Here is a 16,635-nt window from a genome sequence, read left to right as displayed (position 1 = left end):
AAAACCCTGTTACTCCCGCTGTGATCCTCATCATTTTGATAACAATCTTCGGCGCTTTCTGTTTCAATAATCAGGTATATTTGCTGCCCCAACCAGGAACATTCCGCATGAGAAACCAGCGCGTGACACTACAGGACATCGCCCAACTGGCGGATGTCACGAAGATGACGGTGAGCCGTTTTCTGCGCACGCCGGAAAAGGTGTCTCCTGAAACCCGTGAGCGCATCACGAAGGTCATGGAAGAAGTGGGTTATCCGCTGGAAGAAGCCCGCGGACCGGCCAAAGCGCCGCGTATCGGCATATTAGTCCCCTCGTTCAATAACCAGATTTTCTCCGATTTGCTGGCAGGCATTGAATCGGTCACTTCCGCGCAGGGCTTTCAGACGCTGGTGGTCAATTATGATTACAGCAAAGAGCGCGAAGAAGAACACATCATCAACCTGCTCGGTTATCAGCTGGCGGGGCTGATCCTCACCGACTCCGTGCATACGCTGAAAGCCGATAAGTACCTGAATGCGAGTGAGATCCCGGTGGCGCAGGTGATGGATCTGGATGACCCGCACGGGCGTATCGCGGTGGGATTTGATAATCAGCAGGCCGGTTACGACATGGCCAATACCCTGCTCGCCAGCGGCAAAGAGCATGTGGTGTATTTCGGATCGATGTCAGATGCCCGCGACCAGAAACGTTATCAGGGCTACAGCCGCGCGATGTCTGAACGCGGACTGACGCCGGTGCATATCACGCCCAATAAAGTGTCATCGGTGTCTATCGGCGCAGGCATGTTATCTATGGCGCGCCAGCTCTATCCGCAGACCAATGCCATTTTGTGTACCAACGACGATATTGCGGTAGGCGTGTTACAGGAATGTATCAAACTGGGCATCCGCGTACCGCAGGACATGGCGATTTCCGGCTTCCACGGGCTGGATATCGGGCTGGCGACGACCCCATTATTAGCCAGTGTGATTACGCCACGCTTTGAAATGGGAAAGGTCGTGGCTGAGATATTGCTCAAAAAAATCAGAAACCTGCCGACCATTGAACGGGTGGATTTGCACTACCGCATCTCCCTCGGCGGCACAATTTAATCCTCTTTTCTTACTGAATTTCCCTCTTCCATCCTGCACGCCAACTCCGGTGCAGGATCACGTATGTAGTAACACCTTTTCTTAACATAATTCAACGTGACTCCTGTCACGAAATACTTTCCTCAAAATGCTTTTATTAAGCCATCGCCGATTACAAGCACACAGAGGAAAGAACATGGATAATAAGATTCCTAAGGCTCGCTGGCTTCGTGTAATAACACCTATTCTTATCGCCTGTATTATTTCCTTCATGGACAGGGTCAATATTAGTTTCGCCATGCCAGGCGGAATGGATGCTGAATTAGGGATCACCGCGTCAATGGCCGGTCTGGCCGCCGGTATTTTCTTTATCGGTTATTTATTCCTGCAGGTTCCCGGCGGCAGTCTGGCCGTGCACGGCAGCGGACGTAAATTCATCGCCTGTTCGCTGATTGCCTGGGCGGTGATCTCTATCCTGACCGGCTTTATCACCAATCAGTATCAGCTTCTGTTCCTGCGCTTTGCGCTCGGCGTGGCAGAAGGCGGGATGTTGCCGGTGGTGCTGACCATGGTCAGCAACTGGTTCCCGGATAAAGAACGTGGCCGCGCCAATGCTTATGTACTGATGTTCGCGCCACTTGGCGGAATGATCACCGCACCGCTGTCCGGCCTGATCCTGGATACGCTCGACTGGCGCTGGTTGTTCATCATCGAAGGGACGTTATCTTTCGTGGTGATGCTGTTCTGGTGGTTCACCATCAGCGACCGTCCGGAAGAAGCCAAATGGCTGTCAGACCGTGAACGCGACTATCTGGTGACTGAGCTGAACCGCGAACGTGAAGCCCTGCGGGCACTGGCGCCGGTGAATAACGCGCCGCTGAAAGAGGTGTTCCGCAACAAGTCCATCGTCAAACTGATCATCATTAACTTTTTCTATCAGACCGGGATTTACGGCTATACGTTGTGGTTGCCCACCATCCTGAAAAACCTGACCGGTGGCGACATGAGTTCGGTGGGTATGCTGGCGATTATTCCTTACGTCGGCACCATGCTGGGGATCCTGGCGATGTCGGTACTGTCGGATAAAACCGGTAAGCGCCGTATGTTCATCGCCCTGCCGCTGTGTGGCTTCGCCGCCTGTCTGGCCGCGTCTGTGGCATTCGGTCATAACATCATGGCGGCCTACGGTTTCCTGGTCGGTGCCGGTTTCTTCCTGCAAGCCGCGACCAGTGCCTTCTGGACCATTCCGGGCAAAGTCACCACGCCGGAAGTCGCGGGGAGCGCACGCGGTGTGATTAACGGTCTGGGGAATCTTGGCGGGTTCTGCGGACCTTATCTGGTCGGCGTGCTGGTCAGCCTGTACGGCCAGAGCACCGCGATTTATGCGCTGGTAGCCTCATTGCTGATTGCGGCGGCGGTCACCACCCTGCTGCCAAAAGAGTGCGACATGGCGCTGGTGCCGGGTGCGAAAGCCAAAGCCATGGCGGATGAATACGCCCGTGCCAAAGCCGCGCGCAGGGTTCAGGGAGTAAAAGCAGAAGTAGTTTAATGACCCAAAACGGTGCTGGTTTAGCTCCTCCCCCTGCGAAGGGGGAGGTTGGGAGGGGGTTTTAAAGGCTAACCCCTTGTTAAAGAAAACGTTAGCTTTCTGATTTTGACCTTAATACCCCACCCCAACCCTCCCCTTCGCAGGGGAGGGAGCAGACCGAATTCCTGTTTCGACATCTGTAAAATCAGCAGGCCAACCGGACTTTGTTTCTCCCCTGCGAAGGGGGAGGAAGTTATGCAGATACTGCTTTCGCCGGACGGCTGGCGTAGAGATACAGCAAGGTGGCGGCCAGGACACAGAACGCCATGGAGCCGACCATCGGCCAGGCGCTTTTGGCGGTAAACAGCGACAACACAGAGCCAATCGCCGCACCGGTGCCGAAGCGAATCGTCCCCGCCAGTGACGCCGCCGTACCGGCCATATGCGGGAAGTCATCCATGATCACCGCCATCGCGTTGGACGTCACCATCGCAATCACGCCGACATACCCCGCCACGCCAATCACCATCGCCCAGAATGGCAGCCCGAAAGTGCAGACGATCACCAGCCACATGCCCATCGTCAGCTGCACAAACAGCCCGAAACGGAACATTTTCACCGCGCCGGTCCGGCGCACATTGCGGCTGTTGATCAGCGTCAGAATGACCAGTGCAACGATATTCAGCGCAAAGTAAAAACCGAAATGCTGCGGCGATACACCGTTCAGTTCGATATAAACAAACGGACCGGCGCTGAGGAAGGAGAACATCCCGGCAAACGAGAAGCCACTCGCCAGCATATAACTCAGCACACGTTTATGCCGAAACAGGGAAGCAAAGTTGCCGACGCTGGTTCGCAGATGGAATTTTTGCCGCCGCTCTTTGGGCAGCGTTTCCTTGATGTACACGCCCACCAGCGTCGCGGCGATCAGCGCGGCGATAGCCATTGCCCAGAAAATCGCGTGCCAGCTGAAAATCGCCATCAGCAAACCGCCGAGCATCGGCGCCAGCAACGGCGCAACTGTCATCACCAGCACCACGAAAGACATCATTCGTGAGAATTCATCTTTGGTGAACATATCGCGCATCAGCGCATTGATGACCACACTCGCCGCGGCCGCCGCCAGACCGTGCAGGAAACGCATCCAGACCAGTTGCTCGACCGACTGAGCCAGCGCACAGGCACCGGCCGCGACGGCAAAGATCAGCACGCCCCAGAAGATAACCGGCTTACGCCCGAGGCTGTCCGCCATCGGCCCGTAAAACAGCTGCCCTATCGCAAACCCCAGCACGTAAGCGCTGAGAGTCATTTGCACGCTGCCCGCCGGAACGCCATATTCCTGCGCAATCACGGGCATACTTGGCAGATACATATCGATAGCCAGAGGCATCAGCATCGATATCAATCCCAGGATGAAAATCAGTCCGATGTGGGAGACCGGTTTTTCTTGCACTTTCAGCTGCTCCAGTTAATAAAAAACTATCGCGAGGGAACGCCAACGCTGGCCACTTCCTGCTCAGTTAAAGGCCGGTACTGACCCGGTTCCAAATCTTCATCCATCACAATCTCACCGATACGTTCACGGTGCAGCGCGATCACGCGGTTACCGACCGCAGCAAACATGCGTTTTACCTGATGATAACGGCCTTCGCTGAGGGTCAGACGCACCAGACAGTCCTCGATTTTCTCGAGTTGTGCCGGTTTGGTCAGGGAATCTTCGTTATGCAGCTGAACGCCCGCTTCAAACTGCGCGGCGGTATCGTCAGCCAGCGGATGTTCCAGCGTCACCAGATAGGTTTTTTCGCAGTGATGGCGCGGGGAGGTAATGCGGTGCGACCATTGTCCGTCATCGGTCATCAGCACCAGCCCCGTGGTGTCGATGTCCAGACGCCCTGCCGCGTGCAGCTTGTAAGCCACCGGCTCTTCGAGGAAATACAGCACGGTCGGATGATCCGGATCATCGGTGGAACACACATAACCCTGCGGTTTGTTAAGCATGAAATAACGCGGGCCGGTGATTTGATCCAGCACATTGCCGTCAAATTCGACGCGTTGTTCAGGGCTGATTTTCATCGCGCCGGTTTTGACGATTTCACCGTCGACGGTGACACGTTTATTGCGCAGTTCACGCAACACAAGCGCGCGGCTTACACCTAATTGCTGAGAGAGAAATTTGTCCAGACGCATTGGATCGACTTGCCTTCATGGCGATCTGAGTGATCGCGTTACTGATAAAACACAAGACCCCGCCGCTGCGCTCAGGCAACTGACAGGGTTCAGGGTTGTTCGTTTCGTAATAATTGCAACGAGTTATTATTACTTCGGGGGGGCAGACACGCTGCCGCATTGAGGTGACCAGTATAGCCGCGCATCCGGTAAGGAAGAAGGAAAATAAGCAGGCTAAACATTCACGGCGGGTGATTTTTTTGCTCATCGCCATCCGGTGGATTTCTTGGCATACTTCATTACTGTTTTTATAAACAGGGTTGTTAACCGGAAAATCAACAGGTGATCATCGCGTGACTGCTTTTACCCTCCGCCCCTACCAGCAAGATGCCGTGGATGCCACGCTGCGTCACTTCCGCCAGCACGATGAACCGGCGGTGATTGTGCTCCCCACCGGTGCCGGAAAAAGTCTGGTGATTGCCGAACTGGCCAGGGTGGCGCGCGGGCGTGTGCTGGTGCTCGCGCACGTTAAAGAACTGGTGGCGCAAAATCACAGTAAATATCTGTCCTACGGGCTGGAAGCGGACATCTTCGCCGCCGGGCTGAACCTGAAACAAAGCAGCGGCAAAGTGGTGTTCGGCAGCGTGCAGTCCGTCGCGCCGAACCTTGCCCAATTCAGCGGCGAGTTTTCCCTGCTGATTATCGATGAATGCCACCGGATTTCTGACGATGACAACAGCCAGTATCAGCAGATCATCGGCCATCTTAAAGCGCAAAACCCCCGTCTGCGTCTGCTCGGCCTGACCGCCACGCCTTATCGTCTGGGCAAAGGCTGGATTTATCAGTATCACCATCAGGGCATCGTACGCGGCGATGCGAACAGCCTGTTCCGCGACTGCATCTATGAACTGCCGCTGCGCTACATGATTAAAAATGGCTTTCTGGTGCCGCCTGAGCGGCTCGATATGCCGGTGGTCAGTTACGATTTCAGCCGCTTACAGGCCAACAGTAACGGCCTGTTCAGCGAAGCGGATCTGAATGACGAACTGCGTCAGCAAAAGCGCATCACGCCACACATCATCAGCCAGATCGTCGAGTTCGCGCAGGATCGCAAAGGCGTGATGATTTTTGCCTCGACGGTAGAACATGCCGGAGAGATTTACGGATTGCTGCCGGAAGGCGAAGCGGCGCTGATCAGCGCACAGACCCATGCGGTTGACCGTGACCGGCTGATCAATGCTTTCAAAGCCCGGCAGTTGCGCTATCTGGTGAATGTGTCGGTACTGACCACCGGCTTTGACGCGCCGCATGTGGACTTGATCGCTATTTTGCGCCCTACCGAATCGGTCAGCCTTTATCAGCAAATTGTCGGACGCGGGCTGCGGCTGGCCCCCGGCAAAACCGACTGCCTGATCCTCGATTACGCTGGCAATCCGCACGACCTGTTTACGCCGGAAGTCGGCAGCCATAAACCGGCGGGTGATAACAAACCGGTACAGGTCTTCTGCCCGGCCTGCGGTTTTGCCAATATTTTCTGGGGAAAAACCACCGAAGACGGCACCATTATTGAGCATTTTGGCCGCCGCTGTCAGGGCGTGCTGGAAGATGACGAAGGCAACCGCGAGCAGTGTGATTTTCGCTTCCGCTTTAAAAGCTGTCCGCATTGCGGCGCGGAAAACGACATCGCCGCACGGCGTTGCCATCAGTGTCAGGAAATTCTGGTCGATCCGGATGACATGCTGAAAGCGGCGCTGCGTCTGAAAGATGCGCTGGTACTGCGCTGCGGCGGCATGAATCTGGAAAATGGCCGCGACGACAAAGGCGAATGGCTGAAAATTACCTATTACGATGAAGACGGTGCCGACGTTTCCGAACGCTTCCGCCTGCAAACACCGGCCCAGCGCATGGCGTTTTTGCATAACTTCCTGCGTCCCCACCAGCGCGCGCCGGGCGTACCGCTGGAATGGAACACCGCTGCGGATATCGTCGCGCAGCAGGTTTTATTACGTCATCCGGATTTTGTGGTGGCGCGCATGAAAGGCCAGTTCTGGCAGGTGCGGGAAAAAATGTTTGATTATGAAGGCCGCTACCGGCGCGCCAATGAGTTGCGCGGGTAACCGACAATAGGACTTTTAGTCCGGGTGGTTATCCGGTATCATACCGCCCGCTTTCGCCTTGTGTGGAAGTTGCAGTACTCAACTCGTCACTCGGTCGCAGGTGGCGGGGCAAACTTTCTTATATAGAGAAACATACATGTTCACTATCAATGTAGAAGTACGTCCACAGGACGAGCAGGGCAAAGGTGCGAGCCGCCGCCTGCGTACAGAAAACAAATTCCCGGCTATCGTTTACGGTGGCTCAGCTGCTCCGGTTTCTATCAAACTGGACCATGATTCTGTTAAGAACATGGAAGTTAAAGCGGAGTTCTACTCTGAAGCTATTACTCTGGTTATCGACGGTAAAGAAACCAAAGTTAAAGTTCAGGCTGTACAGCGTCACCCGTTCAAGCCAAAACTGGCTCACATCGACTTCGTTCGCGTTTAATCGCTGACCAAGTTGTTGCGCATCGGGACGCCGTGCGAGAACAAATAAAAAACACCGCCCAGGCGGTGTTTTTTATTGGGCGCTATTCAGGTTTGCTCCTCCCCCTGCGAAGGGGGAGGCGGGAGGGGGTTTTAAGGGCTAACATCCTTTGCTAAAGCACACTTCAACATCTTGATTTTGCTTTTAATACCCCACCCCAACCCTCCCCTTCGCAGGGGAGGGGGCGATTATTTATTGCCCGCTTTGCGCTGCAATTGATCCCGCAAATTCGGTGGCGTGCCTTTGATGGTCAGGGTATCCGTGGCCGGATCCCAGAAGATGCGTTCGCCCATCAGCATGGCGTCAAAGTTAATGCTCAGCCCGCCGCCGCTGCCGGCGAATTTGGTGAGCTGACGTAAGGTGCTGCGATCCGCCGGGAAAGTCTCTTCCAGCTGATAACCTTGTTCCTGCGTAAACTCTTTGAATTTCTTGTCATTCCACGGCGGCAGTTCTTCAGACAAATCATCCAGTGCGATTTCTTCGCCCGCCTGTAACTGCTCGTTGCAGTAGGTATAAACCTGCTGACGGTAATTCTGACGCTCATTTTTATCGAGCTGCGCTTCGGTACAGAAATCGTCAACCGCCTGCAACAGGCCGCGGTTTTGCGCCTTGGTGTCCAGACCTTCGGATGCCCCGAGGAAATCCATAAAGAAGTCAGAGACTTTGCGCCCTACCCGGCCTTTCAGGAAAGTCAGATAACGGGTGGATTCGGGGTTGGTTTCCCATTCGGTCAGATCAATACGCGCCACGATATCCGCATGATTGATATCGAGATAATGAATGCTGCTGACATCCAGCTGTTCATTGACGCGCATGCTGCTGCGGCTGTTGAGCACGGCGACCAGCAAATATTCCACCGCCAGGAAGCGGTAATGGCAGAACAACACCACGCCGCCTTCGGCAAACGGGTATTTCGCCAGTTCATCACGCAAACGCCCCGTGGCGGCGCGGCTGAATGACAGGAAATCGTCGTCCCCTTTGCGGCAACTGCGTAACGCCACAGCCAGTTCGCTGTCTTCATTGAACAAACCGTAGGCTTTGCTTTTGGCACTGTAAACGCGGTGCAACTCCGCCATCATTTCATCAACGGCCGCATTTGGCGTCAGCAGCGTATCGCGCAGCACAACATCCAGCGTTTGCTCGTCACGTTTGTTCAACTGGTGCAGAGCGATCTGCTCAATATCCAGACTCATGGGGGACTCTCTCCTGTAAGAATTGCAGCCGTTTAAGAAGGGCGTGCCTGCGGGGCGTATTCAAACACCGAAGTTCTAAAGCCGCAACCGCTCATGCCTTAGAAAGAAGAATTTAATCGCGCAGCCCGCGCATCGGCAAGGCGAAGTATGAGGGGGGTTATAAAAATGCGGAAAGTGAGTCTGTGATACGCTAAGATATTGGACTTTGTCAGATCAAGAAGCACAATACTCTATGGCACAATCATCCCGTTACAGTGACGAACACGTTGAACAACTCCTTTCCGAGCTGGCAACCGTTCTGGAAAAACACCGCGCCCCGACAGACCTGTCTTTGATGGTTCTGGGCAATATGGTGACAAACCTTATTAATACCAGCGTCGCTCCTGCACAGCGCAAAGCCTTGTCTCAGTCTTTTGCGAAGGCGTTGCAAGCGTCGATAAGAGAAGATAAAGCCCATTAATCCATTACTTGCCCAAAACCTCTCATGGTGACGAATCGTCAGCGCTATCGCGAAAAAGTATCCCAGATGATCAGCTGGGGCCACTGGTTCGCCCTGTTTAATATCCTGCTCATTCTGGGGATCGGCAGCCGCTACCTGTTTGTTTCTGACTGGCCTTCTTCATTGCAGGGGCGTATTTACGCACTGGTCAGCTGGCTTGGGCATTTCAGCTTTATCGGTTTTGCTGCCTATCTGCTGATTATCTTCCCGCTCACTTTTGTGGTGATGTCGCAGCGCCTGCTGCGGTTCCTGTCTGCCATTCTGGCGACCGCCGGGCTGACGCTGATCCTGGTCGATACCGAAGTCTTTACCCGTTTCCATCTGCACATTAATCCTGTGGTCTGGGAACTGGTGGTGAATCCCGGCCGGGGCGAGATGGCGCGTGACTGGCAGCTGATGTTTATTGCTGTGCCGGTGATTTTCCTGCTCGAAATGTTGTTCGGCACCTGGGCGTGGCAGAAGCTGCGCAGCCTGAACCGCCGTAATTTTGCCAAACCGATTGTGGTGCTGTTTATTGCCAGCTTCTTTGCGTCGCACCTGATGTACATCTGGGCGGATGCCAACTTCTATCGTCCGATCACCATGCAGCGCGCCAATCTGCCGCTGTCGTATCCGATGACAGCGCGTAAGTTCCTCGAAAAACACGGTCTGCTGAATGCCGAGGAATATCAGAAACGCCTGATCGAACAGGGCAATCCGGAAGCGCTGGCAGTGGAATATCCGCTGAACAGCATCAGTTTTGCGAAAACAGGTTCCAAATATAACTTGCTGATGGTGGTGCTGGACGGCGTTCATACCGCCACGCTCGATAACGACATGCCGGTGCTGAGCGACTTCGCCCGACACAACATCCGTTTTGATCAACATTTCAGTTCCGGTAACCGTAACGATACCGGCCAGTTTGGCCTGTTCTACGGGATTTCACCGAGCTATATGCAGGGCATTCTGGCGGCACGTAAGCCTTCTGCGCTGGTGACCTCGCTGGAGCAGCAAGGCTATGAATTTGGCCTGTTTGCTTCCGACGGCTTTAACAGCCCGCTGTACCGTCAGGCATTGCTGACTGACTTTACCCTGCCGCCGCCGGTGAAACAGACCGACGCGCAGACGGTGTATCAGTGGCAGCAATGGCTGAATGTGCGCGGTAACGGCCCGTGGTTCTCGTATGTGAACCTGAACGGTATCAGCGCGGCATTACGTCAGAATGGCGACAGCGTACCGGTCGGCAAACCCTTTATCCGTCGTTATCAGTCGGGTGCGCAGACGGTCGATGAACAGATCAAGGCGATTCTGCAGGCACTGAAAGATCGCGGCGAACTGGATAAAACCGTGGTGGTGATCACCGCGTCTCACGGCATCGAATTCAACGAAAACGGGACCTGGGGTTCCGGCAATGCCATGAACCGCCAGCAGTTGCAGGTTCCGCTGATCATCCACTGGCCGGGGACACCGGCGCAAAGTATCGATAAGCTGACCGACCATGCCGATGTGATGACCACGCTGATGCAGCGCCTGTTGCACGTGACCACCGCGCCTGCCGATTACTCTCAGGGTGAGGATTTATTTGCAGCCAAACGTCGTCACAACTGGGTAACCACCAGTGATGACGGAACGCTGGTGATCACCACGCCAGATCAGACGCTGGAACTCGAGACTGACGGTGATTTCCGCGCGTTCGATGCGCACGGCAAGCGGATTAAAGATCAGAAACCGGAGCTTGGCCTGCTGTTGCAGGTACTGACCGATGAAAAACGCTTCCTGGCAAACTGACGTTCGCCGCCAGACATGAAGCCGAAAAAGCCAGCCCTCACCGGTTGGCTTTTTTTTGCCCCGCATTTCCCCTTCAAATTATTTGACCTTCTCTATGAAAATTATGTCGTTTATAGCCCGGCCTGAAACCGTTAGCTTGGGATCTGAATTCTAACAAGCTGATAAAAACAGAGCGGAGTGCGCCATCGTGTCAGGACTGGTCAACGGAAAATGGGTAAGCGGCGACGTCGCGAAAGAAGAAATCAAAAACGGTGCCTTTCATCGGGAAGACACCGCGTTTCGTGAAATGCATATCGGGCCGCAGGCGGGGCGCTACCAGTTGTTCATCTCTTTGCTCTGCCCGTGGGCATCGCGCACGCTGATTTTCCGCCATCTGAAAGGACTGGAAAAATTCATTCAGATTTCGGTCGCGCAGCCGGTGATTGGCGAAAATGGCTGGACGTTCGATACGCCGCAAGATGCAGGCGATAAGATTGCGCCGGTCAGCTATGTTCATCAGCTGTATACCGCCAGCGACGCCACTTACACCGGTAAGGTATCGGTGCCAGTGTTGTGGGATCGCCAGGAAGGCCGCATCGTCAACAATGAATCTGCCGACATTATCCGCATTCTCAACCATGCCTTTGATGCGCTGACGGGTAATCAGGATGACTTCTACCCTGCCGCCCTGCGCGAAGAGATCGACCGCTGGAATGAGGTGATTTATCACGACGTCAACAACGGGGTTTACAAGACCGGCTTTGCGAAAACGCAGGAAAGCTACAACGCGGCCGTAACCCGGTTGTTCAGCACGCTCGATACCCTCGAGGCGCATTTACAGACTCACCGTTATATCGCCGGTGAATATCTGACCGAAGCCGACTGGCGGCTGTTCGTCACGCTGGTGCGTTTTGACAGTGCCTATCACGGTGCCTTCAAATGCAATATCCGCCGTATCGAAGACTACCCTAATCTTTCAAATTATTTGCGCGAACTCTACCAGTGGCCGGGGATCAGCGACACGGTAAACCTCCCGCACATCAAACAGGGCTACTACGGCATTCTGTGGCTTAACCCGACCGGCATTGTTCCGGCAGGCCCGGAACTGGATCTGCGCCGCCCGCATGATCGTCAGCGTCTCAGCGGACGCGGGGTGATGCACACAACCGGCTAAAAATCACTTGGACCCGCAGGCATAACACTGTATATTTGAACAGCTATTTTTTTTGCCAGTCATATTGATGAGGAATGTTATGCGGGTCGAACTGATTTTTGACAAACGGAATGTCTCCGGTATCCCGAATGCCAGTGAAAAGATTGAAGCGGAACTGGTCAAGCGGGTTCACCGGCTGTTTCCTGACGCGGAAGTAAAGGTCAAACCGATGCAGGCCAACGGGCTGAACACCCACGGCGCCAGCAAGCAGGAACGTTCGCAATTAAACCAAATGTTAGAAGAAATGTTTGAAGAAGCCGATGAATGGCTTTCAGTGGAGTAAAAATCCGCGCCGCCGTTGCACTTGCTTACAAAGGGCAATTGAAATAAACAATCCATCGCGGTGGCTTAATATAAGATGTGCGTGTTATACGAAATTCATTATCAATCAGAGCGATGAGTTGCGCAAAACGTGGTTCAGACAGGGCTGATTTCTCCGGCCACTTGTTCCCCCGCGCCTTCGCTTTTCGCTTCACATGTGTCAATGACTTTGCGAAACCGCCATGCCACCGAGCCCAAGAAAATCCAGCGCCCAACCTAATTTTTACACCAAGCGCTTTGCGCTGATTTGTCTCGGTATTGTCTTCTGCCTGGCGCTTCTGCTGGGCCGCGTGGGTTATCTGCAGTTACTTAACCAGCCAATGCTGGAGAAGGAAGCCGACTCACGCTCTCTGCGCTCCACCGTCATTCCTGCCGGACGCGGAACCATTGTAGACCGTAACGGTCACCCGCTGGCGCTGAGCGTCGCCTCAAAAGACATTATTGCGGATCCGTTCCGTGTGCTGGAACTGCACAGCGATCTGAACAGCCCTAAGTGGCAATATCTTGCTTCCGCGCTGAATATGCCGCTCTCCCAGTTGCAGCAAACCATCACCAGTGATCCGCAACGCCGCTTCGTTTATCTTGGCCGCAAAATCGAAGAAGGCATTGCCGCCGATATCAGCCAGCTTCACCTTGGCGGTATCACCAGCCAGCTTGATGACAGCCGCTATTATCCGATGAGTGAAGCCGCCGCCAATCTGGTGGGAATTGTCGGCACCGATAATGAAGGGCTGAACGGCATCGAGAAAGGCTTTAATACGCTGCTGCAGGGCAAACCGGGTATGCGCGAATACCGTCAGGATCGCCATGGCAATGTGATCGGTGTGCTTAAAGAGGTGCCGCCGCAACAACCGCCGACCATCAACCTGAGCATCGACAGCTTCATGCAGTACGTGCTGTATTCCCGGCTGCGTGATGGCGTGACGCTCAATCAGGCGGAGTCCGGTGCCGCCGTTCTGGTGGATGTGAATACCGGCGAGATTTTAGGCATGGCCTCCTACCCTTCTTACAACCCGAATAACTACGCCGGAGTTCAGGCGAAGAACATGCGAAATGTGGCGATCAGCGACAGCTTCGAGCCGGGTTCGACGGTGAAACCGCTGGTGGTGATGGCCGGTCTGAACCGCCATATGATCCGCCCGGATTCGGTACTGGATACCCATCCGTACACCGTTAACGGTCACCTGATCCGCGACGTCGGCCACTGGCCTGCGCTGACCATCACCGGCATTTTGCAAAAATCCAGTGACATTGCCGTTTCGCATATCGCGCTGGCGATGCCCGCCAACGTGCTGGTGCAGCTTTATCAGTCGTTCGGTTTAGGCAAGCCGACCGACTTAGGCATTGGCGGCGAAAGCAGCGGTTATTTCCCGGCGCACCGTGATCGCTGGGCCGATATCGAACGCGCCACTTTCTCGTTTGGCTATGGTCTGCGCGTCACCCCGCTGCAAATTGCCCGCGAATACGCCACTATCGGCGCGGAAGGCATTTACCGTCCGCTGTCGATCACCAAAGTCACGCCGCCGGTGCTGGGCACCCGCGTGATGTCGGCTGATGTGGTCAGAACGGTTATTCATATGATGGAAAGTGACGCCCTGCCGGGCGGCTCCGGCCTGAGCGCGGCAGTGCCGGGCTATCGTCTGGCCATCAAAACCGGTACGGCGGAAAAAATGGGTGCCAGCGGCAAATACGATGGTGGTTATATCAACTACACCGCCGGTGTGGCCCCTGCCAGTAACCCGCGCGTGGCGCTGGTGGTGATGGTCAACAACCCGCAGGCAGGTAAGCACTTCGGGGGGTCAGTGGCCGGGCCGATCTTCGGCCAGATTATGGGTGAAATCCTCAACCATATGAACATTGCGCCGGATGCGCTGGTGCCGGAAACGCCCCCAACAACGGTGATTAATGGGGGTCAGAAAACCGATCTGGTGCGCCGTCCGGCAACGGATGGTTAAACGAAACCTCTAAAATTCGTTAAAAATTCCTGACAGGCTGGATCTCACAGAAATAAGCGGTTAACGTTCGCAGACTTATTGGCTGAACGGCTGGCTGAAGACCTACTGTGGAGGAAGAGCGTACGCTCTGAAAGAAAAAGCATGAAACGGCTTCTTATCGTCTTTCTGATATTTGTTGCGGTTTGTCTGGGTGTGATTGCACTGAATATGCAGGGCAACGGCCCGTGGTAACTGATTGCCGTTCCCTGACGCGGAACAGGGGGAGGCATCACTTTGCCGGGGCGTAAGCACTTCGTGATGTTGATTATTCTTATTCTGGTCGGGATCGTTCTGGTGGATGACGGCATCGCCCGGTTAATCCACTGGATCCTGTTACGTTAGGATCAGGCCCGTCTGGCTGTGCGGCTTACCGGGCCATTGTTGTCTGCTCAACCCCTGACCCACTCAGAGCAACACCTGCCACGCCAACCTGACGAACTCGTGTATAATAGCGGTATTCAACCTTAATACAGACTGGTTATGGCTCAAGACATTCATCTCGCTATCGTCTGCGCACTCAGCAAATGGATTGAAGGCCACCTTGGTCGCGTGATCCACCTGGAAGAACTGGCTGAGTACTCAGGTTATTCGCTCTGGCACATGCAAAAACTGTTCAAGGAATCGACCGGCATTTCTCTGGGGAAATACATCAGGGAAAGACGTCTGGCGAGCGCTGTTTATCAGCTGAGCAGCAGTGAAACGCCGATTTTCGATATCGCGATGGATTTCGGTTTCGGCTCGCAATCGCATTTCACCTACATGTTCCGCAAGCGTTTCAACATTACGCCACATGAATTCCGCCAGAACCCTGACATCGAACTCGATGTGTCTCCCCCGCTGCATCTGATCCATCAGAAATCAGCCTGAGGCTGCCTGAGTCCTGCTCGTCTCCCCCACGCTTTACCCAAAAAAAACGCGACCCTCAGAGGCCGCGTTCTTTTTACTGCACATTCTTTATTGCTAAAGACTACGCGCTATTCTGTGTCTGAGAAAGGCACGCTTAGAACTGATACACCAGACCTACCGCCGTCACGTCATCGGTGTTGATACCGGCGTTATCGGTGAAGGTGCTGCTGTCGATCAGGTTGATTTTATAGTCAACGTAGGCTGACATGTTTTTGTTGAAGTAGTAAGTCGCACCCAGGTCAACAAATTTAACCAGATCCTGATCCTGATAGTTGTTACCCAAACGGTCTGAACCTAAATCTTTACCGCGGGTTTGGTTATAGGCCACGAACGGACGCAGACCGAAATCGAACTGGTAGCTGGCGTAGGCTTCAAATGCCTGAGATTCGTTTGCATAACCGTAAGCTTCTGAATCGGTAGAACCGAAGCGGGAAGCGTTATACGCCTGAGTAAACATCGCGGCCAGATAGACGTTATTGGCGTCATATTTCAGACCGCCGGTATAGCCTTCGGCTTTTTTACCGTCGCCCATGATACCGGTTGCGGAGTTTTGCTCATTGGTACGGTCAGAGTTAAAGAAGGCACCCGCCACGCTGACGCCCGCGCCAATGTCGTAGCTCAGGGACATACCGTAGCCGTCGCCGTTCTGCGTCAGCACATCACGCGTACCCGGTTCGCCGCCGCCGTCATTTTTACCCTGATATTGCAGAGCAAAGTGCAGGCCATCCACCAGACCGAAGAAGTTATCGTTACGGTAAGTCGCCACGCCGTTAGTACGCTGGTACAGGAACTGGTCTGCGCCGTACGTCGAACCATCGAACTCAGGCTGCATGTCGGTCCAGGCGGCCACATCGTACATCACGCCATTGTTACGACCGTAGTCGAAAGAACCCATGTCGCCAAATTTCAGACCCGCGAAGCCATAACGGGTGAAGGAGGTATTGCTGGAACCTTCATCCTGATTCGCCTGAACCTGATATTCCCACTGGCCGTAACCGGTCAGCTGATCAGTGATCTGTGTTTCACCTTTGAAGCCCAGACGGATGTAGCTCTGGTCACCGTCTGAACCCGCATCATTTGAGAAGTAGTGCAAACCATCAACTAAACCGTACAGGTCCAGTTTATTACCATCTTTATTATAAACTTCTGCCGCACTTGCTGAACCCGCTACCACTAACGCAGGGATCATGAGTGAAAGAACGCGGAGTTTCATTTTTCTGTCCTCGATAGGTGTCGGACCGTGCCACTGAATGTAAAGTACACGTTTTTTACTGTTTTAAATCTGCTTAACGCTTATTGGTATCTGTATAAATGTTGGCCCGACATGGCAAATCCATTCTCATGATATAAATTCTATTAATCCAGAAAGAAAATGATACGAAATTAGTTAAGACATTTCGTTTATATTTAAACGTG

The 16,635-nt window shown here is 54.0% G+C and carries 14 protein-coding genes; 10 read left to right on the top strand and 4 right to left on the bottom strand.

Features of this window, described 5'->3' with window-relative positions; translation table 11 throughout:
* Positions 1 to 107 precede the first annotated feature (107 nt).
* The gene (locus J9880_RS14385) at positions 108 to 1,091 is read left to right on the top strand and encodes a LacI family DNA-binding transcriptional regulator (protein WP_095922797.1); all 984 of its coding nucleotides are present in this window, start codon (positions 108 to 110) and stop codon (positions 1,089 to 1,091) included.
* Positions 1,092 to 1,266: 175 nt separating this feature from the next.
* Positions 1,267 to 2,619 carry an MFS transporter gene (locus J9880_RS14380; protein ID WP_095922798.1) on the top strand — a complete coding sequence of 451 codons (1,353 nt, stop codon included), beginning with the start codon at positions 1,267 to 1,269 and terminating at the stop codon, positions 2,617 to 2,619.
* Between the two features lie 232 nt (positions 2,620 to 2,851).
* Here J9880_RS14380 and J9880_RS14375 read toward each other — a convergent pair whose 3' ends face one another.
* A complete protein-coding gene (locus tag J9880_RS14375; RefSeq protein ID WP_232769511.1) occupies positions 2,852 to 4,051 on the bottom strand; it encodes a Bcr/CflA family multidrug efflux MFS transporter in 1,200 nt (399 codons plus the stop codon).
* Between the two features lie 26 nt (positions 4,052 to 4,077).
* Entirely contained in the window at positions 4,078 to 4,785 is a 708-nt protein-coding gene (gene rsuA, locus J9880_RS14370; RefSeq protein WP_095922800.1) for a 16S rRNA pseudouridine(516) synthase RsuA, read from the bottom strand.
* A gap of 332 nt (positions 4,786 to 5,117) precedes the next feature.
* On the opposite strand from rsuA, the gene J9880_RS14365 reads away from it, so the two are divergent.
* Together J9880_RS14365 and rplY are read left to right on the top strand one after the other, a co-directional pair.
* Entirely contained in the window at positions 5,118 to 6,881 is a 1,764-nt protein-coding gene (locus tag J9880_RS14365) for a DEAD/DEAH box helicase (RefSeq protein WP_095922801.1), read from the top strand.
* A gap of 136 nt (positions 6,882 to 7,017) precedes the next feature.
* Entirely contained in the window at positions 7,018 to 7,308 is a 291-nt protein-coding gene (gene rplY, locus J9880_RS14360) for a 50S ribosomal protein L25 (protein WP_095922802.1), read from the top strand.
* A gap of 227 nt (positions 7,309 to 7,535) precedes the next feature.
* Here the strand turns inward: rplY and yejK are convergent, their stop codons facing one another.
* Positions 7,536 to 8,540 carry a nucleoid-associated protein YejK gene (gene yejK, locus J9880_RS14355; RefSeq protein WP_119822553.1) on the bottom strand — a complete coding sequence of 335 codons (1,005 nt, stop codon included), beginning with the start codon at positions 8,538 to 8,540 and terminating at the stop codon, positions 7,536 to 7,538.
* Positions 8,541 to 8,772: 232 nt separating this feature from the next.
* On the opposite strand from yejK, the gene J9880_RS14350 reads away from it, so the two are divergent.
* From J9880_RS14350 to J9880_RS14325, 6 genes are all read left to right on the top strand, one after another.
* Positions 8,773 to 9,000 (top strand): YejL family protein, encoded by a 228-nt coding sequence (locus J9880_RS14350; protein WP_015696497.1) that lies wholly within the window; start codon positions 8,773 to 8,775, stop codon positions 8,998 to 9,000.
* Positions 9,001 to 9,024: 24 nt separating this feature from the next.
* Entirely contained in the window at positions 9,025 to 10,806 is a 1,782-nt protein-coding gene (gene yejM / locus J9880_RS14345; protein ID WP_095922804.1) for an LPS biosynthesis-modulating metalloenzyme YejM, read from the top strand.
* A gap of 187 nt (positions 10,807 to 10,993) precedes the next feature.
* Positions 10,994 to 11,959 (top strand): glutathione S-transferase family protein, encoded by a 966-nt coding sequence (locus J9880_RS14340; protein ID WP_119822555.1) that lies wholly within the window; start codon positions 10,994 to 10,996, stop codon positions 11,957 to 11,959.
* 79 nt (positions 11,960 to 12,038) lie between these two features.
* Complete coding sequence (locus J9880_RS14335) at positions 12,039 to 12,281, top strand: DinI family protein (RefSeq protein WP_095922806.1); 243 nt, start codon at positions 12,039 to 12,041, stop codon at positions 12,279 to 12,281.
* 220 nt (positions 12,282 to 12,501) lie between these two features.
* Positions 12,502 to 14,274 carry a penicillin-binding transpeptidase domain-containing protein gene (locus J9880_RS14330; protein WP_131692967.1) on the top strand — a complete coding sequence of 591 codons (1,773 nt, stop codon included), beginning with the start codon at positions 12,502 to 12,504 and terminating at the stop codon, positions 14,272 to 14,274.
* 519 nt (positions 14,275 to 14,793) lie between these two features.
* Positions 14,794 to 15,180, top strand: coding sequence for a helix-turn-helix domain-containing protein (locus J9880_RS14325; protein WP_095922808.1), 387 nt, complete (start codon positions 14,794 to 14,796; stop codon positions 15,178 to 15,180).
* 133 nt (positions 15,181 to 15,313) lie between these two features.
* Here the strand turns inward: J9880_RS14325 and ompC are convergent, their stop codons facing one another.
* Positions 15,314 to 16,432: a porin OmpC gene (ompC, locus tag J9880_RS14320; protein WP_095922809.1), complete on the bottom strand. Its 1,119-nt coding sequence runs from the start codon at positions 16,430 to 16,432 to the stop codon at positions 15,314 to 15,316.
* Positions 16,433 to 16,635 lie beyond the last annotated feature (203 nt).

The sequence above is a fragment of the Rahnella victoriana genome, assembly GCF_021276285.1.
Classification (GTDB): domain Bacteria; phylum Pseudomonadota; class Gammaproteobacteria; order Enterobacterales; family Enterobacteriaceae; genus Rahnella; species Rahnella victoriana.
This window is presented reverse-complemented; position numbering and strand designations above follow the sequence as displayed.

What these genes read in the sequence shown, in the direction of transcription:
- ompC (WP_095922809.1), bottom strand. Translation starts at nt 16,432, where the DNA reads ATGAAACTCCGCGTTCTTTCACTCATGATCCCTGCGTTAGTGGTAGCG.
- J9880_RS14380 (WP_095922798.1), top strand. Translation starts at nt 1,267, where the DNA reads ATGGATAATAAGATTCCTAAGGCTCGCTGGCTTCGTGTAATAACACCT.
- J9880_RS14325 (WP_095922808.1), top strand. Translation starts at nt 14,794, where the DNA reads ATGGCTCAAGACATTCATCTCGCTATCGTCTGCGCACTCAGCAAATGG.
- yejM (WP_095922804.1), top strand. Translation starts at nt 9,025, where the DNA reads ATGGTGACGAATCGTCAGCGCTATCGCGAAAAAGTATCCCAGATGATC.
- J9880_RS14335 (WP_095922806.1), top strand. Translation starts at nt 12,039, where the DNA reads ATGCGGGTCGAACTGATTTTTGACAAACGGAATGTCTCCGGTATCCCG.
- J9880_RS14330 (WP_131692967.1), top strand. Translation starts at nt 12,502, where the DNA reads ATGCCACCGAGCCCAAGAAAATCCAGCGCCCAACCTAATTTTTACACC.
- rplY (WP_095922802.1), top strand. Translation starts at nt 7,018, where the DNA reads ATGTTCACTATCAATGTAGAAGTACGTCCACAGGACGAGCAGGGCAAA.
- J9880_RS14350 (WP_015696497.1), top strand. Translation starts at nt 8,773, where the DNA reads ATGGCACAATCATCCCGTTACAGTGACGAACACGTTGAACAACTCCTT.
- J9880_RS14385 (WP_095922797.1), top strand. Translation starts at nt 108, where the DNA reads ATGAGAAACCAGCGCGTGACACTACAGGACATCGCCCAACTGGCGGAT.
- yejK (WP_119822553.1), bottom strand. Translation starts at nt 8,540, where the DNA reads ATGAGTCTGGATATTGAGCAGATCGCTCTGCACCAGTTGAACAAACGT.
- rsuA (WP_095922800.1), bottom strand. Translation starts at nt 4,785, where the DNA reads ATGCGTCTGGACAAATTTCTCTCTCAGCAATTAGGTGTAAGCCGCGCG.